The following is a 21,941-nucleotide window of genomic DNA, read 5'->3' as shown; positions in this document are numbered from 1 at the left end:
CTCTTTTGCTCATTCGCCCCATTTGAGCATGAGTGTGACTCGGCAGCATGGATTGCCAGTGATGCGGGGACCAACCACGAATTGTATGGCACTGGGGGAGTAGCTAGTTTCAATGTTGGAATCACTACCGAAGGTTTTAACGATGCGATCGACTTCTTTTTGGTTACCACTCTGGGCATTCGTCATTAATTGCTGGGCGATTGCCGGGTCTGTGAGCTTTTTGACGACGATAGAGGCTTCCTTTAACAGATGTTCAGAGGTAACGACGGAGTTAGACAGCATTTTGGTATCGACTGGGGGGAAGTTGCGGTCCCACGCCCAGTAAGGTGCATAGTGGTAGGGATGAGGAGGATACAGATGATACTGAGCTGGAGGATAAGGGTAAAAGGTTGGGTCGTTGTACATCGAGACCGACCCCTTTCTGTAAAATGATGAGCACTAGCAATATATGTAAGAGATGGGCTAGTGTGCGTCCGCATACAAAAAAGCTCCCCTAACGGGGAGCTGGATGTCTTCGCTCAACTTATCTGGATGTTGTTAGTGTAACATAGCTTGTTACTTTGACGCCTGATGCAGAAACGGCAGTAAGTTCAAAAGAGGTTATGTTACCCGTTACATGCACGGTACCATCAGGATCAACCGATACCGTTCCAACAGTGGAGCCGGCTTCTCCTTGCACATCCTTCGTGATAAATAAAGTGCCTAGAGCAAAATTATAATTAAAGATATCGAGGTCTTCGTATTTGTTTCCATAGTTATCTGTAGCCGTAAGATCCATGGCTGTGTATGCATTGAAATTAGCCTTATACACGATGTCTGAAACATCCATAGGTTCAGTAATAGAAGTTTCCCCTGCTGTCAATGTCTTCACACTCACAGAAGTGCTTTCGACAGTTACGCTAACATGCAGTTGTTTGGCTTCCCCATTACCAACTTGCACAATAAGACTCACGTCCGTAGTTCCGGGTTTGTTACCCAGCACGTAGGCATGATGATCCGAGGTAAGGCCTACTTTGGCAATGCTTGGATCTAAGGAGACAACAGACTGTACAATGCCAGGAGTCGCAATTTCTTCACCAGCAGAGTTTGTTAATTTGATTTTGATCTCTTTTGCAAATTTGCTTAGCGTAGGATCTTCAGCAATCGTTTTTGTGATGGTACCTGTGGCGGAGCTAGTTAATCCACTATCAATAACGCTGCCCAAATGGTAATCACCTACAACCGAAACATTGCTTGGGTTAGACGGTGTTACGACTGGCGGTTTCTGAGCGTTGAAAGCATCTTGAGCCCCGTACGAGCTAACTACGAGATCCTCGCGTGTCGCAGCTTGATCGCCAGCTTTGTTTGTTGGATGAATACCAAGCGCAGTGGCCTGTTTAACCGCATCGGTATACCAAGGTGAGCTTGCCATCGAAACCGTTTTTCCTAATCCTTTCAGGAGCACGGTATCCAACTGAGCCGCGGTAACTGATTCGCCAGGTTGGAAGGTTGTATCTGTAACGCCATCGATCAGACCGGCTTTTTTGGCCGCTTCAATATAAGGAATCGCCCAACCATTAGCCGCGTCGTCTGCATGAACATCCGTGAAGCTGGAGACGTTAATTGTAAGATCAACCGGGATATTGTAGATTTTCGTAGCTACTTTAGCGAATTGAGCACGTGTCATATTTTGTGAGATTCCGAAAGTTGTACCGGAGACTCCTTCAAAAATACCATCAGCGATCATCCGATCGATTTTCGTTTTCAGAGCTGCGTTGCTTCCAGCCAAATCTGTAAAATCAGCGCTTGTTTTAACAGCAGCGGAGGCAGGTTGAACCAGTGTCAGAGAAGCGAATAAGGAAAATGCCATGGCAGTCGTGGAGATGAGTGTTAGTTTTTTGTTAAATGTCATATAGGATGGCCCCCTTGGTATAATGAGTATTTGTGTTTCTAGCAATCTAGTCATCTAGTATTTCACGTGCTTGTCTTGTTGCTATAACTATAGCTTGCCTGATCATCTACGTCATTGTCAAATTTCTGGCAGTCTTAATAAGAGAGTGCTAAATTGATGTGGATTTTAAGTAAAGAATAGAAAAGTAGTTCGCATCTATGATATACTCGCCATACAGGAGATGATCAGATGAATGCGAAGGTTTCTTTCCAAACACTCCGCCGTCCCAAGCTAGTGGATGATGTTGTGACCCAGCTGCAGAAGAAAATTTCAGATGGCGAGCTGAAAATGGGTGATAAGATTCCGACGGAGCCGGAATTAATGGAACAGTTCGGCGTTGGCCGCTCCACCATTCGTGAGGCTGTGAGGGTTCTTGTGCATGCGGGATTGCTGGAGAAGAAGCAAGGATTTGGTACCTTTCTAACGGGGCATTCCGATGCAGCGATGCAAGAACCGCTAGTTCACCGACTGCGTCGGGCGGAAGTTTTGGAAGTCTACGAAGTCAGAAAAATGCTTGAACTCGAAATATCCAGACTTGCTGCAGTACGTCGCGATGAAGCTGATTTGGCGCAGATGAGTGAAGCGTTGGATCAACGGTTGCAGGCGCTGGATCGAGGGGATACGAACGCCTATTTAGCTGCTGACATGGTTTTTCATCAGGCAATCGCGGTCGCGAGCAAAAATAGCATTGTTGTCGATTTGTATCGCTCATTTTCAGCAGTCATGTTGGAAGCTCTGACGAATTTAGTCAAGGATGAGCAGGTTCACGATCACCATCATCTTTTTCATGTGAATTTGTATCAAGCGATCCGAGATAAGGATGTTGCCGCTGCGGAGCATTGGACACTTCAGAATCTGGAGAAGACCGTTCAGCAGGTCAAAAAGTTTCTTCAGCAGGACAATTAGAGTAAACGTAAAGAGTAAGATTATGAAGAAGATGGGAGCGGGAGTTATCCTTGCCTTTCCCATGATTTAAAACGTCAGATGATATGATGATAAGGAGTAATGTTCATGCAAACAGCAACAGGTACAGTTTCTGCTACAAATTCAGCACAGACACAGGCACGTACGGTCTATGCCATTTTATTTTCGATCAGCTTAGTGCATTTATTAAATGATGCGATTCAATCGGTTATTCCCGCAATCTTCCCAATTCTGCATGACTCCTTGCAGTTAAGCTTTACACAGATCGGCTGGATCGCCTTCACGCTCAACGTGACAGCTTCCTTATTCCAACCCTTGATCGGGTTGTATACGGACGCGAGGCCGAAGCCCTATTTACTGCCAATTGGCGTGGTTTTCTCGCTGTTTGGTATTGTCGTACTGGCCTATGCAGGAACGTTCTCTCATGTGATCATGGCCGTAATTCTCGTTGGCCTAGGATCATCCGTGCTGCATCCAGAGTCTTCTCGGGTGGCATTCTTAGCTGCGGGTCCTCGTAGAGGGCTGGCGCAGTCGATTTTCCAAACAGGCGGGAACATTGGCCAGGCGTTGGCACCTATTTTTACAGCGCTTTTTTTCGTACCGTTAGGTCAGTTCGGGATCATTTGGTTTACTTTTGCAGCGGCAGCGGGGATCGTAGTTCAGATATTTGTGGCAAAATGGTACCAAGGCGCGTTAGTCGCACGTTCCGCTGTTCGTAAAACAGCTTCCGTGAAGAAGCCTTTGCCAAAGAAAACAGTCGCCTACGCGCTAGGTATTCTGATCATGCTGCTCTTCTCCAAATTCGTTTATGTGGCGAGTATGACAGGGTTCTACGCGTTCTATTTAATGGACCATTTTGGAGTCACGACAGGGAAAGCGCAGCTCATTATTTTCACTCTATTGGCAGCTGGGGCTGTGGGGACATTTATGGGCGGCCCCTTGGCGGACCGATTCGGTAGACGAAATATGATCTGGTTCTCCATCTTGGGAACAGCGCCGTTCTCTTTGCTGCTTCCATTTGTGAACTTGTTCTGGTCAGCGGTTCTATGTGCATGCATCGGTTTCATTCTGTTGTCCGGCTTCTCCGTAATCGTGGTCTATGCGCAGGAGCTGCTGCCTGGTAAGGTGGGGACGGTATCAGGACTATTCTTCGGACTGGCGTTCGGCTTAGGCGGCATTGGTTCAGCGGTGCTGGGGACGTTGGCAGATGCGACAAGTATCGGCTTCGTGATTCGGCTTTGTGCCTATTTGCCGTTGCTAGGATTGCTTGCAGCCTTTCTCCCTACGGATAAAAAGCTAAATATGACGAGCTAGTCGCGAAGTAGGGCTCCATTGAGAATGATAATTATCCTCATTTACTAACTTTTAATTAACTACTTTACAAATGTAAGTGAGTTGGATATAATAAACCCAACAAGATTACATTTGGAGGAGGTAGCGATTATGGGTAAATGTGCATGCGGAAACACACAAAACGGTGAGGGCAACTGCGACGGTTCACACGCTAAAAAAGATAAATAAGGTTTGGCACACATAGAAGATTTCTAAAAAGAATCCAACGAGGTTAGGCTCGTTGGATTCTTTTTTGTATTTGCACGGAAAGGCGGGCGAGTATTCAATAAAAATTGAAAATACGTGGGGGAACATGTACATTTAAATGTAGATAGAATCTTATGCGGTGTTAACGCCGGTCACACCGCCGGATAGGCGCGATTGCGCGGTCAATGCCGAGCGGCTACAAATAATATTCAACCGAATGGGGAGTGGGAAGCATGGATGTGAAAGAAGCGATTCGCCAGCGGCGCAGTATTGGGAAACTCAAGCAAGATCCCATCGAGCACGCATTGATTGAAGAGATTTTGGAAGCTGCTGTCTGGGCACCGAATCACGCGAATACGGAACCTTGGCGGTTCTGGGTGATGTCGGGCGAGGGTAGAAAGCTGCTGGGTCGTGGCTATGCCGAAGTCGCCATTGCAGAAGCGAAGTCAGGCGCAGATGCTGCGCTGACTGAGGAAGAAGAAGAGCAGCTGCGCAGCACCAATGAGAAAAAAGCCATGCGAGCTCCGCTCGTAATTGCAGTAGCTGTTTCGCCGGCGGAGAAGCCAGTCGTACCCGTGATAGAGGAATATGCGGCTGTTCACTGCGCCGTACAGAATATGATGCTAGCTGCACATGCCCTTGGCTTAGGCACGATCTGGCGGACTGGCGATCCCACGTATCATCCGAAAATGCAAGAGAACTTCGGTCTCTCAGGCAAAGAAGAGATGGTCGGATTTGTTTATATTGGTTACCCAGAAGTCATTCCAACGAAGGCAGCGCGTGTTCCTTTTGCCTTAAAAACCCAATGGGTAACGGAGTAACTACTCTGAAGCAGCATGCTTGTTGAAGGGAAGTGTAACTGTGAATACAGAGCCTTCCCCCAGCCGACTGCTCACTTCGATGGTCCCTTCATGGGCCAAAATCAATTGTTTGGCGATAGCCAGACCAAGCCCCATACCGCCGCTGTTACGGGCACGCGCTTCATCCATCCGGTAAAAACGCTCGAATAGGAAGGGCAGATGCGCGGCATCGATGCCCATGCCTGTATCGCGAACGGAGACACGAAGATGCTGGTCGCCTTGCCTTTCTATAAGGACTTCGATCTCACCTCTCTCCGTATACCGAATGGCATTGGTCAGCAGATTATAGAACACTTGGGTCTTGTGGATAAGTTGATGCTGGCTAATATGACTCTCTTAGAGACAGAGAAAGCACTGGCATTGACTAATCCTGAGTTTCTGCATAATCAGACGCTGCGTCAATATGCGATCTATGTGCAGGTAGCTGTCACGGTGTTTATCCTTTGTATTTCGGTGTTCCGGCCTTGGAAAAAGAAGAAGCAGGCTGTTGCAGCCTAATCAGCTTCTTATGATCCTATGGCTACAAAAAACTCGCCCCCACATGGGGAGCGAGTCTATATTAGTTCTTCAGCGCAACCGCAATCCTTGCGGCGGTCTGCGCGTTGTGATAAACGAGCGCGATGTTCGTCTCCAGGCTGCGCCCCTCTGTCAGCTGCTTAATCCGCGCTAGCAAGAAAGGCGTGACCTTCTTCCCGGTCACGTTCTGCTCTTTGGCCTCATTCAGCGCCTGCTGGATGACGGCCTCGATCTCAACATGGTCCATAGCGGATTCCGCTGGGACCGGGTTGGCGATGACGGCGCCGCCGTTTAGGCCTAGCTCCCACTTCGTACGGAGCATAGCGGCCACGTCAGCTGCCTCATCGAGGCGGAAGTCTACGCCATAGCCACTTTCGCGGGCGTAGAAGGACGGGAACTCGCTCGTTTGGTAACCAACCACGGGCACCCCGTGGGTTTCCAAGTACTCGAGCGTACGTCCAATGTCCAGGATCGATTTCACGCCAGCGCAGACGACAGCGACGTTGGTCGCTGCCAGCTCCGTCAAATCAGCGGAGATGTCCATGGAGCTTTCTCCTTCACGGTGGACACCGCCAATGCCACCGGTAGCGAACACTTCGATGCCAGCAAGGGCAGCGCCGATCATCGTCGCAGACACTGTGGTCGCGCCGATTTTGCCAGAGGAGAGGATGTACGGGAAGTCGCGGCGGCTTACTTTTTCCACATGGCCATTCGTTGCAAAAGCCTCGAGCTCCTCCTCGTTTAAGCCAATCTTGATTTTACCATCCATGATGCCGATTGTTGCTGGAACCGCACCGTTATCGCGGATAATTTGCTCCACTTTTTTCGCCATTTCAATATTTTGCGGGTAGGGCATGCCATGAGAAATAATGGTTGTTTCCAGCGCTACGATCGGTTTATTATTCGCGAGAGCTTCCTTCACTTCATCGGTAAAAGTTAAATATGAGTTAGATAACATGGGTTTAGTCTCCTTTAGTCATGGTGTTAATCGTAAGTTGTAAGCGCTCCTCGTTCAGTTCACTGGATGTGGATTGACTAGTTTGAAGCGTAATGTGTGCAGCAGCAAGACCGAATTCACAGGATTTCAAATACGATTGTTGATGGCTAACGCCATAGACAATACCTGCTAAGAAAGCATCGCCTGCGCCCGTAACCTCGACAACCTGGGTTGGAATTGGTGGAAAGAAACGTTCGCCTTCTTCCCCCGCATAATAAACCCCTCGGCAACCGAGTGTAATGAAAACATGCTTCACGCCGCGGTCTCGAATAGTATTAGCAATTTTGCTGTGATCAGGTTCTACATAGAACATATCAATGACGTCTTGATTCATGGAGAGTGGTGTGTCGGTTAGTTGAATGGCCTCTTCTAAATTCGGGAAAATAGCCGTTACACCAGACAGATCTGTCGGAAGTTTCTTAGATTTCTCCGAGGAGACAGGATCAATGAAGAGGGGGATACTCTCCTCCTGACACCGACGAATCAGCTCCTCCAAGGTGTCGCTCGGTAGATTCGTATCTGCAATCACGAGCTTGGCAGCGGCAATATGGGACCATCTATCCCGAAGCATCGCTGGTGAGAATTTATCGTAGATGTCCATATTGGCAAAAGCGAGAAACATCTCCCCCGAAATATCGAGGAGTGCGGTGTATGACCCCGTATTCTCGCCACTCAGTACAATGGCTTGGCTGACATCGACGCCTCGGCGCCTCGTTTCCTCAAGCACCCACTGGCCTGCTTTGTCATCTCCAACCACAGTTAGGAGCGATGTTTGACAAGCTAATCCAGCTAAAGCCTCAGCGATGTTGCGAGCAACGCCGCCACAAGACTCGGTTACTGTTACAGGGTTAGAGGAAGCTAGGCGGACCGCATGCTTGCTAGTGGCTTTACTGTCGAGATTGGCTCCGCCGATGCAGTAAATCATGTGTTCATCCGAGGTGACGTAGGCTCTGCCGCGAATCGTTCCCTTTTTGGTCAAAGAGGCAATATAACCAGCAACAGCGGAGCGGGAGATCCCGATGATACCGGCCATTTCATGCTGGGAAATGAATGGATTTTGACGGATAAGCGCTAGGATTTGCTGTTCACGATCCATGCAAAGCTCTCCTCCTTCGTCGTTCTCTCCTTATTTTAACGCACCCCCAAACAAAAGTCTATTACATAAACAAATGTTTATAATTACAGACCAAAAAGCCCGTTCCCCAATCAGGAACTAGGCTTCTTTCATGGCCCAAACAAAAGCTATTTCGAATACGAAGAGTTGGAGCGTGACCCTAGTCCGAGCAAACCAAGTAAGCCCAATAAACCGAGGTAGCTGTACCAAGGTCTCGTTTTATCTTTTGGCGTAGCAGCGACGGATTGAGCTTGTAGGGTTGTAACGTTAAACGCTGTTGGTGGTGTAATCCCATAAGCAGCAGCGTAGCCATTCAAGTTGTTAGATGGAAGTAATTTTGTTTCCGCCCCTGGCATACCAAAGGGATTGGTTTGATACATCGTGGCAGAGCCCCGCTTTAAATGCTGCAGGTTTTCGGTCTGTGACGCCTGTGTACTGTGATCGTGGGCATGCAGCCGATATTGATGTGCCCCGAGCAGAAGAGAGAAAGTAAGGAAAGAAATCGAAGCTAATTTGATAGAGCGGGTAACCATTATCCATACCTCCAGGTATTTAATAGATAGGGGTCATTCAGTAGGTAAGCATATATTCCCCTACGAATGAGAAGTTATGCATGGAGGAGTAGGCGTGACGTTTGGCACTATAAAAAGAAAAAACCGTTACCCCTAGATAACTAGGAGTAACGGTTCTATACGAACGGTTACTTCGTGACCGTCACTTGAACGGTCGTTTTCATGTTGGCAAAAGTAACGGTAATGCGTGCAGTCCCTTTACCAGTTGCTTTGATAGTACCATCCTTAACGTCTGCGGTCATGATGTTGGATGTTGTCCAGAGTGCCGGCTTGGTCACATCTTCTTCGGATCCATCCGTATAGGTTGCTAGAGCTTCTACTTTGGCTGTTTCGCCTTCCTTCAGCGTAAGCTTAACGACATTGGTTTTCAAATATTTCAAGGTGTCGATTTCCACAGGAATGGATACAGTTTTACCTCCAAAGAAGCCAGTAATGGTTGTTTTCCCTGAAGCTGTTGCTGTGAAAAGTCCTTTTTCGATCGTACCAAGTTTATAAGAAGAAACTTTCCAAGTTGCGCTATCCGTGACGTCTTTCGTTGAGCCATCGGACAAAGTTGCGGTTAATTTCAGTTGCGTTTCAGATCCGCTTTTCGTTACAAAAAAGGATTTATTCGCTGTTAAGCTATCAATCACACCTATTTCTACGGGAACAGAGATTGATTTACCGCCATAAGTTGCCGTAATGGTTGCTTTACCGCGGGCAACAGGTGTAACAAGACCCTTAGATACGGTAGCAATGCCTGTATTGCTTGACTTCCATTCGACATCGGTTGTAACTAAAACATCTTCCCCGTCGTCATCTGTTGCTGTAATTTTGATCAATCTCGTTTCATTTAAATCAAAAACCAAGCTAGCTACATTGGCTTTCAACTCACTTGCCATATCCACTTTTACTGGAATCGTAACTGTTTTGTTGTCCAGTTGAGCGGTAATCGTAGTCTCGCCGGACGCGATGGCTTTTACGACACCCTTGTCAACAGTAGCAGCTTTAACATTACTGCTTGTCCAAATAACATCAGAGGTTACAGGTTTCTTGGTATCATCGGTATACACGGCTTCTGCAGTAAGGGTTGCCGTTTCACCCTTTTTCATGGTTAATTTCTCTTGGCTAATCGTAAGAGTCTTCAACTCGCCTACCGAAACTTGTACAGTTGCTTTACGTGTACCGTATTCGGCAGTTACCGTAGCAGCCCCCGTAGCAATCCCCGTTATGATACCGTCACGAACCTCAACAACATCTTTGTTGCTTGATGTCCATTTGGTTTTGTCATTTAGTTCGTCATCCGTGCGGCCTTTGAAATTTGCAGTCATTGTGACCGTGGTAGAGTCTCCGACTTGCATATTAACTATTTTCTTGTCTAGTGTGATGTTGTTAGGGACGTCAACTTCGACTTGGGTTGTCGTCGTTTTGCCGCCATAAGTAGCAGTTACATTAGCAACACCAGCTTTATACGTTTTGATAAGTCCATTCGTTACCGTAGCGATATCTTCATTATCTACGCTCCATACGGCTCTATCTTTTACGAGATTGTCTGTTGTGCCATCGGCATAGGTTGCAAATAACTCGAGTTGCTGTGTTTCAGCTGTTTTCAAGATAACGAGTTCGCTGCTCACGACCAAACGACGCGGAACTTCAACGTCAACTTTGGCTGTGACTGTTTTATCTCCATACTTCGCAGAGATCGTTGCTTCGCCAATTGCGTTACCAATGAGCTTGCCTTTGGTTACAGAAACGATACTCTCATCGCTGGAAGTCCATTCTGCACGATCTGAAATATCCGTAGGTGTAGTGCTTGTTGGATAGGTAGCGTTAAGCTTTAACGTGCCTGTCCCATTTTTCTTTAACAAAATGCTTTGTTTATCTAACTCAAGTTTCAACGTGCTATCTACATCAACCGTAATTGTCGTTGATTTGGTACCATAGGTAGCAGTTAAAGTTGCTTTCCCTACACTGTATCCGGTGATTGTGCCTTTAAGGGCATCTGCTACCTCTGGCTTGTCTGATGTCCATACCGCTTTCGCAGCTACGTTATCTTTGGTGCCATCCGGGTATGTCGCCGTTAATTCAAGCACGGAAGTCCCCTTCAGAAGTAAGGAAACATTGGATTTCTCTGCATCAAGACGACGTACAACCTCGACATCGACATCCAAAACGATCGATTGATTCATATGAGTTACCGTGATGGTCGTGCTTCCCGGGTTTTGTCCTTTAACTAGACCATTCGTCACCGTAGCGACGGAGCTGGATGCGACTGTGTAGTCTGCTTTACTTGTTACATCTGCAGAAGTACCGTCGTCATAATAAGCTGTTATCAGCACTTGGCTCGTTCCATTGAGACGAAGATCAAGGGCTTGCTTATCGGTGGTTAACGATTTTACTTTTTTCGTAACCGTTACGTTAACGATGACAGTCTCCCCAAGATAGGTGGCTGTAATGACGGCCTTACCTTCTTTTTTGGCTGTCACGACACCCGCGTAGACAGTTGCTACATCGGTCGTGCCGGAGTTCCAATCGGTTTTGACCGTTGCATTCTCCGTGGAGCCACTTGTGAAAACGGCCGTTGCTGTCAGATTAGCTGTATCGCCAACCTGCAAGTTAAGCTCATTTTTATTCAGAACCAACTTCGAAATGTCATTCGCGGCGAAAGCACTTCCTGTGAAAATTGCCTGACTTGCAACAATGAAAATGATGACTAGGGACAACCATTTACTTTGAGAAAACCACTTCATGCTTCATTTCCCTCCATTAAAGCTGTTGCTAGAATCTGCTTGCTGAAAATAGATATCTATTTTCATCGGCATTTCATCGCGGAAAATGAAGGGAAATGGTTAATTAATTTGTTGAGATTTTGTTGATTATGTCGAAAAAGAGAACCCCACCATCTACACGCGCCTGCGGGGAGGGGGCTCAATGCGTTAACCGCGTTTCACAATTTTGAAATTATCTTCAAGCAGCAGCCAGTTCTGCGGGAATTTGAGTCCAAGCTTCCAATAACTGATGCCGCGAAGTCCGAGCTCTTCGATCAAACGAAACTTAGCTTGAATAGAGCGAGCGTCCTCGAACCAGACGGTATGCTCCTTACCCGCGTCATCCCAATAGTTAAAATGCGGCGCTTGTGCCGTGTAGTCATATAAAATTTGCGCATTATACTTGCGGGCTAGATCAATGGCTGCCTGCGGCGAAATTGCTTTGGCGTAGGCGCCTCCTTGGACAAAGGGCAGCGTCCAGTCGTAACCGTACAAATTTTGACCCATCATGATTTTGGAAGAAGGCATTTCACTGCGTGCATACTCCAACACTTTGCGAACAGGTCCAATAGGAGAAACGGCCATAGGCGGTCCGCCGCTGTAGCCCCACTCATAGGTCATGATGATGACAAAATCGACAATCTGGCCATGGGCTTTATAGTCATGAGCTTCGTACCAAGCTCCAGCTTGTGTTGCACTTGTTTTTGGCGCGAGTGCAGTGGATACGAGATAGCCTTTCCGATGAAAGCGATCTACCGCTTTGCGCAGGAATTTGTTGTAAGCCTCCCGATCCGCGGGCAGCAGATGTTCAATGTCAAAATGAATATCTTTAAATCCAAGCTTATCCGCTGTCGTCTCGATGGTATCGAGCAAACGATTTTGAACAGCTTCGTCCGTTAGGATCACGTGCCCCAGTTCTGCGCTGAATTGATCATTCTCGAGGTTGGTGACTACCATCATGAGGGTGACGCCATGTTGCCGAGCGATTTCTCGCAAATCGTTAAGTGGCGGATTGACCAAGGTCCCATCTCGGTTAATGCGGAAGCTGAAGGGAGCTAAATAGGTCAAGTGAGGTGCGGCTTCGCGGGCAGCTTGAACGAGAACAGGTGACACATCCGTCCCTCTAGGTTCGATATAGGCATTGACTTCGGCTTGTTTGCGTGGGGTAGGGGGGATATATAATCGGAAACCGCTGGGTAATGTTTGATATAGCGTAAGTCCATTGGCAGAAGCTAGTGCGTCTAGGTCAATGCCGAGCTTTTGTGCGATTCGATAAAGGCCCTCACCAGGCTGTACCCAATAGTAGGAGCCAACAATCGGAATGACTAATGCCTGTCCGATGACTAACGTTTGAGAGGGGGTTAACTCATTCGCCTCTGCAACCTCCTCGACCGAGACGCCGTAGGTTTGCGAAATACGATACAACGTTTGCCCTTTCTGGACAACGTGAATTTGCATAGATGATGCCTCCTTGAAAAAAATGACCGAGCCGCCTACATGGTAGTCTCAGTGGCTGAAACTCACTAAAGCGCAACTGAGACACCCAAAGTGGGAGGCTCAGGAAATGGGGAGTCGGAAATGACTGTATCCGAGCCTGCTTTTCGATAAAACTAACCTCTTAACCGTGATCGCTCATCCCTGGAATGACCTCGTCAAAGGTTTTCTCATATGTTATTCCGCCGGTAGGCTTTAGGTGAATGTCTTGGGGAAACTTAGGGGAAAAAGATAAAGAGCTCGCCTCTGCGGACCCCGCGTAGGGGCAATGTAGTCAGATTAGGTAATCAGGTGGCATTTCGGCAGATGAGATATTGCTGGCGTGGGCGGGATGCTTACTCTCTTCAATTCCTCTTCCCTTTCTCAAAAATGCAAAAATACAACCTTTTCTACGAATTTATGGTCGAAAGTAGTAAATGCGTGCAAATAGGCAACCTTTGTAACGTATTTCACGATAATCTCCTGAGATCACTCCAAATTGATGTCTATTTGCATCCATTTTCAATAATGGAGGGAGGAACCCATTCGAAAAGTGCTCTTTTGCATTTTTTGAATGGGTAGAGGACCTACTACATTACTCCACTTTTACCCACATTCTTCTTATCCTTACTACTCTCCAATTATTCTCATTACACTCTTAACTCCACATTACTGTCCTAATTACCCACTACTCATAAAGGGGAAGAGTCGAGGAGGGGGGCGTGTAGGGAGAGAGGGATGGAAGATGAATGATGACGAATGAAAGATGCAGACGAATGAAATACGAATGATGACGATGAGGTAGGAGAGCTTACTTACAGCCCTTGCTTCCGTAGCAGTTGGGCTGTCAGCTCGGGATGCGAGATCGGGAAATGGTGCGCCGCCTCGATCTCCATAGTACGGGCGGAGCGAAGCTCCTCCGCCCAAGCTAGGGCGCGATCCTGTGTGCCCCACAGGATCGAAGCCTTCCGCAGCAGCTCCGCCTGCTGCTGCGGAGGGAACCCCTCTGCGCGTGCCAGCGCAGAGAGGGTCTCAGCAGTCGTCTTCCGCACACGCGGCGACTGCAGCTCTTGCAGGACATAAGTGACATACGAAGTCGGTATGTCACTTATGTCCACGAAGCAGCGCTGCGCCAGCAGCTGCTTCCGCAGGTCTTTCTCGCGCAGCCGGCGCAGCGCGAGATGGTTGAGGCGCGCGCTGCGGTACATGCGCGCGGCCGGTTGCAGGGCAGGCTGCAGCAGATGCAGCCTGTGGATCCGCTCCGGCACGCGAGCGTAAGCGTGGGCGGCTAGGAGGCCGCCCAGCGAGTGGCCAACGAGCGTGACCGGGCTGTCGAAGGCGCGGATCGCCTCGACGAGCGCTGCGATATGGCCCTCCATCACGTCAGCAGCGTGATGGTAGGGCGAGCGCCCGAAGCCTGGCAGATCGACCAGGCAGACGTCGTGCTCTGGGAACTGCGCTGCCAGAGGGAGCAGGCAATCTGCTCCGCTTAGTGTGCCGTGCACGAAGAGGAGGGTGTTTTTTTGCTTAACGGGGGGCTTTTGTGCCAGTCGTAGTTCTGTGTCGCTCTTTATCGAACTCACTTCCGTTGTACGCCGCCCTGTTCCGCTTCGCTCCAGACTAGCCAATGGACCTCGCTTCCCTCGCACAAACCCCTCTGTAGGCATATGCCCATGTACGAGCTGAAAATCAAGATCTGCCATCGTAAAAGGCAGCATTTCATCCTGAACCTTATTCGGGAGCTTATGCTTGTGCAGCAAGCTTTCTTTCGGTGCAATCGGAAAAGGGGTGTTCATTTTCACGATAAATTCAAGGGATTCCTTGGGGATACCTAACTTTTGTCCTAACGATGTATCTAAAAGCTTACTGAGCCACTTTGGCGAGATGGATCCATGAGGCTTACGAACGCGCAGTTCTTTGGCGATCATGGAAACTAGCTCTTGCATGGAATGGCCTACCTTCGGATCGTCTAGCAAATAGTACGTTTGCGTAGGTGGTGGTGAGGCTTCTTTAGTTAATAAGTTGATGAAGGAGGCGACATGATCGACATGGACAAGCGGCAACCAATGTGTAGAACCGCCAGGTACGATAGACATCAAGCCGCGCGCCGTAGCTCGAACAAGAATACCGAGACCGCCGGTTTGGGGCGTTTCTCCATGCCGCGAGCTGCCGATGACCACGCTGGGATGAACGATGGATAGTGGGAATCCCAGTTCCTGAGCGCCTTCCCGGATGCGCAAATCCGCAAGACACTTCATCAGCTCATACGGCGGACCTTCCTCTAAATGCGCGATGACGGGAGCGGGGTTGTGCCTATTTTCGTCTGTCCAGGGGCTTTTGAACCCGACCACATGGATGAAATGCTTTAATCCCCCGCGCAGCTGAATGTCCGCAGCCAATCGAAGCATTTCCTCGGCAGCCTGCAGAAAAACCACGCGTGCCTCCGCTTCGCTGATCCGAATGTCCATCGGTCCGCCCGCATGGATAATGACATCTGCAGTCAGAACCTTTTCCCTGTCAGAGTGACTCAAGCCAAGGCCGGGCATGCCCAAATCACCAATGACAGGGCGGATACGACTTTTGATTGTATCAGCACTGTCTGACCAACCTAGCCCCTTACAAATTTGTTCCCACCGCGAACTTGATCGCACGAGCACAGACACCGTGTGATTCTCTTTGGAAATCTCCTCTAACGTGTGGGTCCCGATAAATCCTGTACCACCAGTCATAAAAATATGCGCCAAATGAATAACCTCCATCTTTTGTTGACTAGTACTGTTTAGTACTAATAATGAGTAAAAAAATTACTTTAGCAATTGGGCTAAAGTAGTAAGTGTTTGACCCAGTAAAGCTGGATCTTGATTCGCATGCTGTAGAAAAAGAGCGCCTTCGAGGGTTGAAACGATGAGCCCTGCGACAGCTTTTGTAGAAAGAGTAGAAGAGTACTCTCCTTTGCGCACACCTTCGAGGAGCAGATCTTCCACTAGGCGTATTTGATTCTGAAAAAACAACCCCACTTTCCGCCTAAGTTCGTCCGCCTCCTGCGGCATTTGGGTATACAGGGTGAGGAAGGGGCAGCCTGCTAAGAAGCTGGTTTCTGGGCCTGCCATGCCTTGAAGGAACAAATCGAAACGCTCCTGTACACACAAGTCTGAACGTGCTGCGATCTCTTGCATCTGCCGTGTATAAGCCCCAATAAGCTGATCGAGAATCGCGGATAAGAGCTCTTCCTTACTTTTGAAATAATAGTAAATATTCGTCTTAGACACCTTGCTGGTGATCACGATTTCATCCATACTCGTCGCCAAATAGCCTTGAGTCAGAAAGAGATTCCTGGCGGTGAGAAGTACAACATCACGATTGGTTATTTTTTTTGTTTTTATCATGAATAGTACTATACAGTACTAAAAAGTCGATGTCAAATCGTTCCATGTTGTGTAGGCGAGGTGTTGGTCGAGCTGTAGTGATGTTTTTCACGCTTACAGCAGGTGAAACGAGGGCTGGAGGGGTGTTGGTAGCTGTGTGTGTATAAGTAGACTTTAGGTTTAGTCTTAGGATCAGGTACTACTTAAAAATAGTACTATTTGGAAAAGGCGCGGCACCATATACTCAGTATCAAGAGCAAGTCATTCATAACGTTGCTTGGCAACGATAGGGGGATTTTAACATGATGAATCAGCGGAAACGGAATACAACAGCGTTTACTTTTATGGCGTGGGCGTCCTTTATTGGAGCTTTCGTAGCAATGTTTATTGGGATATATACACTTGAAGAATCGCTTAGTGTGAAGGGGTATTTCGCCGTGTGCGCACTTTTTCTTACCATGTCGGCGTTCGTGCTGCAGAAGGTCATTCGTGATAATTTGGAGGATGGATACGAATCTCGCAAACGGAATACATCGGCTTTTACATTCCTAGCATGGAGCTCGTTTGCCTTAGCTTTGCTAGGCATGTTCATCGGCATCATTAATCTCGATCAGATTCTTTCGGTCAAAGGGTACTACGCCGTCACGGCTTTGTTCCTGACCATGTCCTCGTTTGTTCTGCAAAAAACAGTCCGTGATAATAACGATGACGATGCGCTGACTTCTACTGTAAATACACCTTTTCATTCAAATGAAATTAAAGTAGAAGAGTAGTCTTCATTTGCTAATTGCCTATAGCTTATGACATATTGCCAACCTCCCGCTCATCTAGTAATCTATGAGTTGGGAGGGATTTGGTATGATTAGGAAAATAAGTAAAGTAATCTCTGTGTTTATGCTAATAGGCTGTCTTGGCTTTACAGTTCCTGTGTGGGGGGCTGAGCAAGTCGTCACTAAGCCCGGCAGTATTACGTATGAGATGCAGGATATTCAGGTACAGTATGCGGCCGAATTTACTGCATATCCGCAAGCAATGGTGGGGAAACCATCGGTATCCAAGTCAGTCTACGATGCAGTTTACAATGACTCGGCTAAGCCATTGCAAGTGTTGTATGGTGTGGTTAAGTTGACGATGCCGACGGGCTACTCCTTCACAGAGGAGTTCATTAGCGTTACGGATGGCGTGAATATTGCGCGTGGTTTATCTAATGGTGGGGGTCCTATTTACAACTTGAATAACCAAGTAAGAGGGCAGAACACCGAGTTCGTTACAGGAAAAAAGCTAACCGATAAAAGCGTCGTAAAGGACTACTCCGATGGTTGGAAAACGATTAGACTGACGCGCAAATGGGATGATTATGGGAATCCAATGGATTTTGCCATCAGCTTTAAATGGGATTTGATGGGTTCGGTAGATCCCTTTTTTCAAAGGCTAACGGAGACTTCCTACGTGATTGATCTCTCCACGCTTCGTCATAAAGGCGCGAATCAGGCGGTGCAGCGATGATGGGATCCTTACGCAAGGCATTTATGGTCAAGAAGTTGGCTATGACAGTGGTTGGAACTGTGCTTCTATCCACGCTGCTTGCCGCAGGAGCTTTGGCAGCGGACGCTGGGGTGAAGCACACGGCGGAGGCCGACAGCTTGAACAAGCTGCAGCTGTTCCAAGGCACAGATCGCGGCTACGATCTCGAGCAGACGCTAACACGGGCGCAAGGCGCCACGATGCTGCTGCGTCTGTTCGGCTGGGAGACCGCCGCCGCGAATACGCAAGGGCTGAGTTCACCGTTCACGGATGTGCCGGCGACGCACTGGGCCGCGAAGTCCGTCGGCTTCGCGTTTAGTAAAACGTTGGTGCACGGTGTGAGCGACGTGCACTTTGCGCCGGATGCGAGCATCACCGGCGAGCAGTTCTTGGCGCTGACGCTGCGCGCCCTCGGCTATGCAGAGGCAGAGCCGCAGACGGCTAGCGAGCTTGCGGCGACAAGCGGTCTGCTCAGCGCGAGTGAGGCGCAGCTGATCGCGCAAGGCGCTGTGTTCCGCCGCGACGAGATGGTCGCGGTGGCGTATCGCGCCATCCAGACCAAGCTCAAGGGCAGCGCGCGCACGCTGCTGCAGAAGCTGGTCGAGGATGACAAGGCAGTGAGCGTAGGCGCAGCTGTAGCTAGCGGACTTTACAAGGCGCCGAGCAGCGACCCGATGGATCAGATCGAAGATGCGATCCGCGATGCATTGAAATAGGCGCGATCGAAGTAGGCCGCGATGTGTCGAATAATCCCGCACGACGAGGTACTTAACTGCAAAAACTACAGCTAATTTTCTTCAAATCAGTTAATTTAGACGAATAGATGGAAGATATACAGTTAAAATTACCGTATTCGCTGATTTCGGACTGATGCGACTAAATTAGCTTCATTTTATCCATTTATACCAATGAAATGAGCATTTACCATGAAATTAGCTACAGAAAATCCAGTTATTTCATCGGGGGAGCAAGGTTCATACGTTTCAGTGACTCAAATCCAAAAAAATCCCGCCACAGCCCAATGGCTGAAGCGGGATTTTGTCGTCTATAACAATTTAAGCGTTAAGCAAATATTGATTCACAGTTGCTTTGATCAATTCCAAACGACCGGATTGGTTCACAATCGGAGCATTGTTCTCAAGTGCATAAGCTTCAAGGGACTTGAAGTCTGCTTTGCCAGACACGATGTCTGCGCCGATGCCGGACTTGAAGGAACCGTAGCGCGTATCAAGGATGCCCTCAAATACTTTATCTTCGATCAATTTAGCTGCTACTTGTAAGCCACGAGCGAATGCGTCCATACCTGCGATATGTGCATACACAACGTCGATAGGTTCGAAAGAAGTACGGCGAACTTTTGCGTCGAAGTTCACGCCACCACGGCCGATGCCGCCTTCGTTCAAAAGGATTTCGTACATCGCCATCGTTGTCGAGTACAAGTCAGTTGGGAACTCATCAGTATCCCAACCTAGCAATAAGTCACCTTGATTCGCATCGATGGAACCAAGAATGCCGTTAACGCGAGCTACGCGAAGCTCGTGCTCAAACGTGTGACCTGCAAGCGTAGCATGGTTAGCTTCAAGGTTTAATTTGAAGTAAGGAAGCAGGTCGTATTTTTGCAAGAATGAAAGTGTTGTCGCTGCATCGAAATCATATTGGTGCTTGGAAGGCTCTTTCGGTTTAGGTTCGATCAAGAATTGACCTGTGTAGCCGATTTCTTTGGCATAAGCAACGGCCATGTGCAGGAAGCGAGCAAGGTTGTCGAGCTCAAGACCAAGATCCGTGTTCAAAAGCGTTTCGTAACCTTCACGCCCACCCCAGAACACATAGTTTTCAGAGCCAAGCTCTTTCGCGTGGTCCAAAGCTTTTTTCACTTGTGCAGCTGCATAAGCAAAAACTTCTGCATTATTGGAAGTAGCAGCCCCGTGAACGAAGCGCGGGTTGGTGAACATGTTGGCTGTGTTCCATAGAAGCTTTTTGCCTGTGGAAGCCATTTTATCTTTGATCAACCCAACGATTTCGTCGAGGTTAGCATTCGTTTCTTGCAGGGTGTTGCCTTCTGGCGCGATATCGCGATCATGGAATGCGAAGTAGTCGACACCTAGAATGTTTAGAAGCTCGAAGCAAGCGTCAACGCGAGCTTTCGCCAGCTCTAAGCCGTCGTATTTGTCCCAAGCACGGATGTTAGTACCCGCACCGAATGGGTCGGAACCATTAGCAGAGAAAGAATGCCAGTAAGCAACTGCGAAACGCATATGCTCACGCATTGTTTTGCCTAGAATAACTTGATCTGGGTTGTAAAATTTAAAGGAAAGTGGGTTCGTGGATGTCGGGCCCTCGTAATTAACTGGTTGAATGTTGTCAAAGTAGCTCATGAATTCAGCCTCCGTATAAATGAATGATAAGTGCTTATGAAGTCATCATAGCATCATTCCGAAAGTTTGTAAATTCATTAAACAAACTTAGTTAGTGCGCGAAAAAGTCTTCTATGTTAGAATCATTTCCATAGCGAAGACTCGTAGCATTTGGAACGGTATGGGGGATAATTATGAAACAAACAGGCGACTTAAACCTCGTGAAAAAGATAAATAAAACGATCGTTTTGCATCACATCCGCACGGATTCGCCGATCTCACGCGCTAAAATCGCTGAGATTACAGGACTGACGAAAGCGACGGTATCTAGTCTTGTGAATGAGCTGATCGAAAGCTCCCTCGTCCAGGAGATCGGCGCTGGAGAATCGAGCGGCGGGCGCAAGCCGATGATGCTTCTTTTTAATGGCATGGCAGGATATGCGATAGGCGTTGATCTGGGTGTGCATGATATGTTGGCTGTTCTCACCGACTTAACGGGTAAAGTGATTCGGGAAAACCGCATCCAGCATCACAATGAATCTGTCGAGCAGGTTACGCATCTACTCAAAACGACGATCCGTGAGCTGATCGAAACAGCACCAGAGAGCGTTTATGGTGTGATTGGTATTGGTCTTGGTGTGCCAGGCATCGTTGATGAGGAAGGGAATTTGTTGTTTGCCCCGAATTTGGGCTGGGAGAATGTGCCGCTGCAGAGCCAGTTAGAAGCTGAATTCGGACTTCCTGTTGTGATTGATAATGAAGCGAACGCTGGGGCAGTAGGCGAGAAACAGTTCGGTGCAGGGAAAGATACTGCGAATCTCATCTATGTATCTATCGGTATGGGGATCGGTGCGGGCATTATTATCAAAAACGAGCTGTATCGCGGGGCGACGGGTTTCTCCGGCGAGATTGGCCACATCTCGATTCAGCATGATGGTCCGAAGTGCCGCTGCGGCAGCTTAGGTTGTTGGGAGCTATACGCATCGGAGCATGCCTTATTGGAGCAAGCAGGGAGAGAGCTAGGGCGCGAAGTCGACCTAAAAAGTCTGCTTAGCAAAGCCGAAAGCGGCGATGCAGGGGTCATCAAGCTTTTTGAACGGCTGGGCTACTACCTCGGGGTCGGTGTTGTGAACATTATTAACGGATATAATCCGGAATTTATCATTCTTGGAGGCCGGTTGGCCGGTGGCGAGAAGTGGCTGATGAAGCCGCTTTTGGATCTGCTAGAGAAGCGATCATTACCGCATCCGCGCAAGCAGTTGAAGGTGGAGTTTTCGGAGCTTCGTGATCGATCTACTGTGCTTGGTGCGGCGTCTTTTGCGGTGACGAAGTTCTTTGCTTCGACAACCGTGTCGGTGGAACGGAACTAATCAAGTGAAAAATGAGGAAAAAATGACATAACATAACATGTAAAGTTATTGACTGATTCTCTGTCTATTTTGTAAAATGGGAAAGGTCTGGTTTAGAACATGAACGGGCCTCATGAATCCCATATAGAAAAGGACGGGAACCAACGATGTTTCTTCGTTCACTTATCATTTGCTGTTATCTGATGGGAGCTTATTGGGCATCCTATCACTTTCCATCGATGAAGATGGTTTTCTACCCAACGCTGGGCGCATTTAGTTTTCTATTCATGCATCGTGTAGACAACATAAGAGAAATACGTCGCATTATTATCGGAGCCATTATTGCGGTTACGATGGGCAGTATTTTTTATACCATTAGCACGGGAGCCGTTTCCTTTTTCCTAACAGCCCTTGTGACGATTACGTTAATTCAATTTTTCAAATGGAATGCGGCGCCAATCTTAGCGGTTTCATTCATCCCTTATTTCGCTCATCCAGTCTCCATGTGGGCATTGCCGATTGCGGTTCTCGTGTCGCTTACAGGTTTACTGGTATCCATTTGGCTGATTGGCAAGGTCGAGCAGTTGAATTGGTACGTGAGCTTATCGGGCAAAATAACACAGGCACGTCTGCAAATTCGGACTCCTTTTGAGTCTTTGAAAAAGGAAATATAGTCG

20 protein-coding genes and 1 pseudogene are annotated in these 21,941 nt (G+C 48.1%); 10 read left to right on the top strand and 11 right to left on the bottom strand.

Features of this window, described 5'->3' with window-relative positions; translation table 11 throughout:
* Positions 1-9: 9 nt before the first annotated feature.
* Both ASL11_RS05920 and ASL11_RS05915 read right to left on the bottom strand, forming a co-directional pair.
* Positions 10-405 (bottom strand): hypothetical protein, encoded by a 396-nt coding sequence (locus tag ASL11_RS05920; RefSeq protein WP_056610990.1) that lies wholly within the window; start codon positions 403-405, stop codon positions 10-12.
* 118 nt (positions 406-523) lie between these two features.
* Positions 524-1,891, bottom strand: coding sequence for an S-layer homology domain-containing protein (locus tag ASL11_RS05915; RefSeq protein ID WP_056610987.1), 1,368 nt, complete (start codon positions 1,889-1,891; stop codon positions 524-526).
* A gap of 228 nt (positions 1,892-2,119) precedes the next feature.
* Here ASL11_RS05915 and ASL11_RS05910 point away from each other — a divergent pair, with 228 nt between their 5' ends.
* From ASL11_RS05910 to ASL11_RS05900, 3 genes are all read left to right on the top strand, one after another.
* On the top strand, positions 2,120-2,836 hold the full coding sequence (locus tag ASL11_RS05910) for a FadR/GntR family transcriptional regulator (RefSeq protein ID WP_056610984.1): 717 nt from the start codon (positions 2,120-2,122) through the stop codon (positions 2,834-2,836).
* Positions 2,837-2,941: 105 nt separating this feature from the next.
* Positions 2,942-4,168, top strand: coding sequence for an MFS transporter (locus ASL11_RS05905; RefSeq protein WP_056610981.1), 1,227 nt, complete (start codon positions 2,942-2,944; stop codon positions 4,166-4,168).
* A gap of 458 nt (positions 4,169-4,626) precedes the next feature.
* Positions 4,627-5,214, top strand: a complete 588-nt coding sequence (locus tag ASL11_RS05900) for a nitroreductase family protein (protein WP_056610978.1) — start codon at positions 4,627-4,629, stop codon at positions 5,212-5,214.
* Here ASL11_RS05900 and ASL11_RS35655 read toward each other — a convergent pair whose 3' ends face one another.
* Positions 5,215-5,496 carry a sensor histidine kinase gene (locus ASL11_RS35655; protein WP_235550401.1) on the bottom strand — a complete coding sequence of 94 codons (282 nt, stop codon included), beginning with the start codon at positions 5,494-5,496 and terminating at the stop codon, positions 5,215-5,217.
* Between ASL11_RS35655 and ASL11_RS37390 the strand changes: the two genes are divergently transcribed.
* The gene (locus tag ASL11_RS37390; protein WP_235550403.1) at positions 5,413-5,751 is read left to right on the top strand and encodes a hypothetical protein; all 339 of its coding nucleotides are present in this window, start codon (positions 5,413-5,415) and stop codon (positions 5,749-5,751) included. The genes ASL11_RS35655 and ASL11_RS37390 overlap by 84 nt on opposite strands.
* A gap of 61 nt (positions 5,752-5,812) precedes the next feature.
* Here the strand turns inward: ASL11_RS37390 and ASL11_RS05885 are convergent, their stop codons facing one another.
* The 7 genes from ASL11_RS05885 to ASL11_RS05850 form a co-directional block, all read right to left on the bottom strand.
* Positions 5,813-6,727, bottom strand: coding sequence for a pseudouridine-5'-phosphate glycosidase (locus tag ASL11_RS05885; protein WP_056610970.1), 915 nt, complete (start codon positions 6,725-6,727; stop codon positions 5,813-5,815).
* Between the two features lie 4 nt (positions 6,728-6,731).
* Complete coding sequence (locus ASL11_RS05880; RefSeq protein WP_056610966.1) at positions 6,732-7,862, bottom strand: carbohydrate kinase; 1,131 nt, start codon at positions 7,860-7,862, stop codon at positions 6,732-6,734.
* 146 nt (positions 7,863-8,008) lie between these two features.
* A complete protein-coding gene (locus tag ASL11_RS05875; protein WP_056610963.1) occupies positions 8,009-8,413 on the bottom strand; it encodes a hypothetical protein in 405 nt (134 codons plus the stop codon).
* Positions 8,414-8,580: 167 nt separating this feature from the next.
* Positions 8,581-11,181, bottom strand: a complete 2,601-nt coding sequence (locus tag ASL11_RS05870; RefSeq protein ID WP_056610960.1) for an Ig-like domain-containing protein — start codon at positions 11,179-11,181, stop codon at positions 8,581-8,583.
* A gap of 186 nt (positions 11,182-11,367) precedes the next feature.
* Complete coding sequence (locus ASL11_RS05865) at positions 11,368-12,657, bottom strand: glycoside hydrolase family 18 protein (RefSeq protein ID WP_056610957.1); 1,290 nt, start codon at positions 12,655-12,657, stop codon at positions 11,368-11,370.
* Between the two features lie 830 nt (positions 12,658-13,487).
* Complete coding sequence (locus ASL11_RS05855; RefSeq protein ID WP_056610951.1) at positions 13,488-15,416, bottom strand: alpha/beta fold hydrolase; 1,929 nt, start codon at positions 15,414-15,416, stop codon at positions 13,488-13,490.
* Positions 15,417-15,476: 60 nt separating this feature from the next.
* Positions 15,477-16,058, bottom strand: a complete 582-nt coding sequence (locus ASL11_RS05850; protein ID WP_063795483.1) for a TetR/AcrR family transcriptional regulator — start codon at positions 16,056-16,058, stop codon at positions 15,477-15,479.
* Between the two features lie 281 nt (positions 16,059-16,339).
* Between ASL11_RS05850 and ASL11_RS37975 the strand changes: the two are divergent.
* From ASL11_RS37975 to ASL11_RS05835, 4 genes and pseudogenes are all read left to right on the top strand, one after another.
* A pseudogene (locus ASL11_RS37975) lies at positions 16,340-16,519 on the top strand (YiaA/YiaB family inner membrane protein); the annotation flags it as partial.
* Positions 16,496-16,810, top strand: a complete 315-nt coding sequence (locus ASL11_RS37970) for a YiaA/YiaB family inner membrane protein (RefSeq protein ID WP_235550400.1) — start codon at positions 16,496-16,498, stop codon at positions 16,808-16,810. The pseudogene ASL11_RS37975 and the gene ASL11_RS37970, both read left to right, overlap by 24 nt.
* Before the next feature lie 85 nt (positions 16,811-16,895).
* Complete coding sequence (locus tag ASL11_RS05840; protein WP_056610950.1) at positions 16,896-17,543, top strand: hypothetical protein; 648 nt, start codon at positions 16,896-16,898, stop codon at positions 17,541-17,543.
* Complete coding sequence (locus ASL11_RS05835) at positions 17,540-18,277, top strand: S-layer homology domain-containing protein (protein WP_056610947.1); 738 nt, start codon at positions 17,540-17,542, stop codon at positions 18,275-18,277. Before ASL11_RS05840 ends, ASL11_RS05835 begins: the two co-directional genes overlap by 4 nt.
* Before the next feature lie 339 nt (positions 18,278-18,616).
* Here ASL11_RS05835 and xylA read toward each other — a convergent pair whose 3' ends face one another.
* Positions 18,617-19,936 carry a xylose isomerase gene (gene xylA / locus ASL11_RS05830; RefSeq protein WP_056610944.1) on the bottom strand — a complete coding sequence of 440 codons (1,320 nt, stop codon included), beginning with the start codon at positions 19,934-19,936 and terminating at the stop codon, positions 18,617-18,619.
* Positions 19,937-20,109: 173 nt separating this feature from the next.
* Here xylA and ASL11_RS05825 point away from each other — a divergent pair, with 173 nt between their 5' ends.
* Both ASL11_RS05825 and ASL11_RS05820 read left to right on the top strand, forming a co-directional pair.
* Positions 20,110-21,285 (top strand): ROK family transcriptional regulator, encoded by a 1,176-nt coding sequence (locus tag ASL11_RS05825; RefSeq protein ID WP_056610941.1) that lies wholly within the window; start codon positions 20,110-20,112, stop codon positions 21,283-21,285.
* 146 nt (positions 21,286-21,431) lie between these two features.
* Positions 21,432-21,938, top strand: a complete 507-nt coding sequence (locus ASL11_RS05820; RefSeq protein ID WP_056610938.1) for an HPP family protein — start codon at positions 21,432-21,434, stop codon at positions 21,936-21,938.
* Positions 21,939-21,941 lie beyond the last annotated feature (3 nt).

Origin of the sequence: Paenibacillus sp. Soil750 (genome assembly GCF_001428045.1) — a bacterium.
In the GTDB taxonomy this organism is placed as follows: Bacteria; Bacillota; Bacilli; order Paenibacillales; family NBRC-103111; genus Paenibacillus_E; species Paenibacillus_E allorhizoplanae.
Note: the sequence above shows the minus strand (reverse complement) of the source record. Positions and strands in the feature narration are given on the sequence as shown.

What these genes read in the sequence shown, in the direction of transcription:
- ASL11_RS05920 (WP_056610990.1), bottom strand. Translation starts at nt 405, where the DNA reads ATGTACAACGACCCAACCTTTTACCCTTATCCTCCAGCTCAGTATCAT.
- ASL11_RS05915 (WP_056610987.1), bottom strand. Translation starts at nt 1,891, where the DNA reads ATGACATTTAACAAAAAACTAACACTCATCTCCACGACTGCCATGGCA.
- ASL11_RS05910 (WP_056610984.1), top strand. Translation starts at nt 2,120, where the DNA reads ATGAATGCGAAGGTTTCTTTCCAAACACTCCGCCGTCCCAAGCTAGTG.
- ASL11_RS05905 (WP_056610981.1), top strand. Translation starts at nt 2,942, where the DNA reads ATGCAAACAGCAACAGGTACAGTTTCTGCTACAAATTCAGCACAGACA.
- ASL11_RS05900 (WP_056610978.1), top strand. Translation starts at nt 4,627, where the DNA reads ATGGATGTGAAAGAAGCGATTCGCCAGCGGCGCAGTATTGGGAAACTC.
- ASL11_RS37390 (WP_235550403.1), top strand. Translation starts at nt 5,413, where the DNA reads ATGCGCGGCATCGATGCCCATGCCTGTATCGCGAACGGAGACACGAAG.
- ASL11_RS05885 (WP_056610970.1), bottom strand. Translation starts at nt 6,727, where the DNA reads ATGTTATCTAACTCATATTTAACTTTTACCGATGAAGTGAAGGAAGCT.
- ASL11_RS05880 (WP_056610966.1), bottom strand. Translation starts at nt 7,862, where the DNA reads ATGGATCGTGAACAGCAAATCCTAGCGCTTATCCGTCAAAATCCATTC.
- ASL11_RS05875 (WP_056610963.1), bottom strand. Translation starts at nt 8,413, where the DNA reads ATGGTTACCCGCTCTATCAAATTAGCTTCGATTTCTTTCCTTACTTTC.
- ASL11_RS05870 (WP_056610960.1), bottom strand. Translation starts at nt 11,181, where the DNA reads ATGAAGTGGTTTTCTCAAAGTAAATGGTTGTCCCTAGTCATCATTTTC.
- ASL11_RS05865 (WP_056610957.1), bottom strand. Translation starts at nt 12,657, where the DNA reads ATGCAAATTCACGTTGTCCAGAAAGGGCAAACGTTGTATCGTATTTCG.
- ASL11_RS05850 (WP_063795483.1), bottom strand. Translation starts at nt 16,058, where the DNA reads ATGATAAAAACAAAAAAAATAACCAATCGTGATGTTGTACTTCTCACC.
- ASL11_RS37970 (WP_235550400.1), top strand. Translation starts at nt 16,496, where the DNA reads ATGTCGGCGTTCGTGCTGCAGAAGGTCATTCGTGATAATTTGGAGGAT.
- ASL11_RS05840 (WP_056610950.1), top strand. Translation starts at nt 16,896, where the DNA reads ATGATTAGGAAAATAAGTAAAGTAATCTCTGTGTTTATGCTAATAGGC.
- ASL11_RS05835 (WP_056610947.1), top strand. Translation starts at nt 17,540, where the DNA reads ATGATGGGATCCTTACGCAAGGCATTTATGGTCAAGAAGTTGGCTATG.
- xylA (WP_056610944.1), bottom strand. Translation starts at nt 19,936, where the DNA reads ATGAGCTACTTTGACAACATTCAACCAGTTAATTACGAGGGCCCGACA.
- ASL11_RS05825 (WP_056610941.1), top strand. Translation starts at nt 20,110, where the DNA reads ATGAAACAAACAGGCGACTTAAACCTCGTGAAAAAGATAAATAAAACG.
- ASL11_RS05820 (WP_056610938.1), top strand. Translation starts at nt 21,432, where the DNA reads ATGTTTCTTCGTTCACTTATCATTTGCTGTTATCTGATGGGAGCTTAT.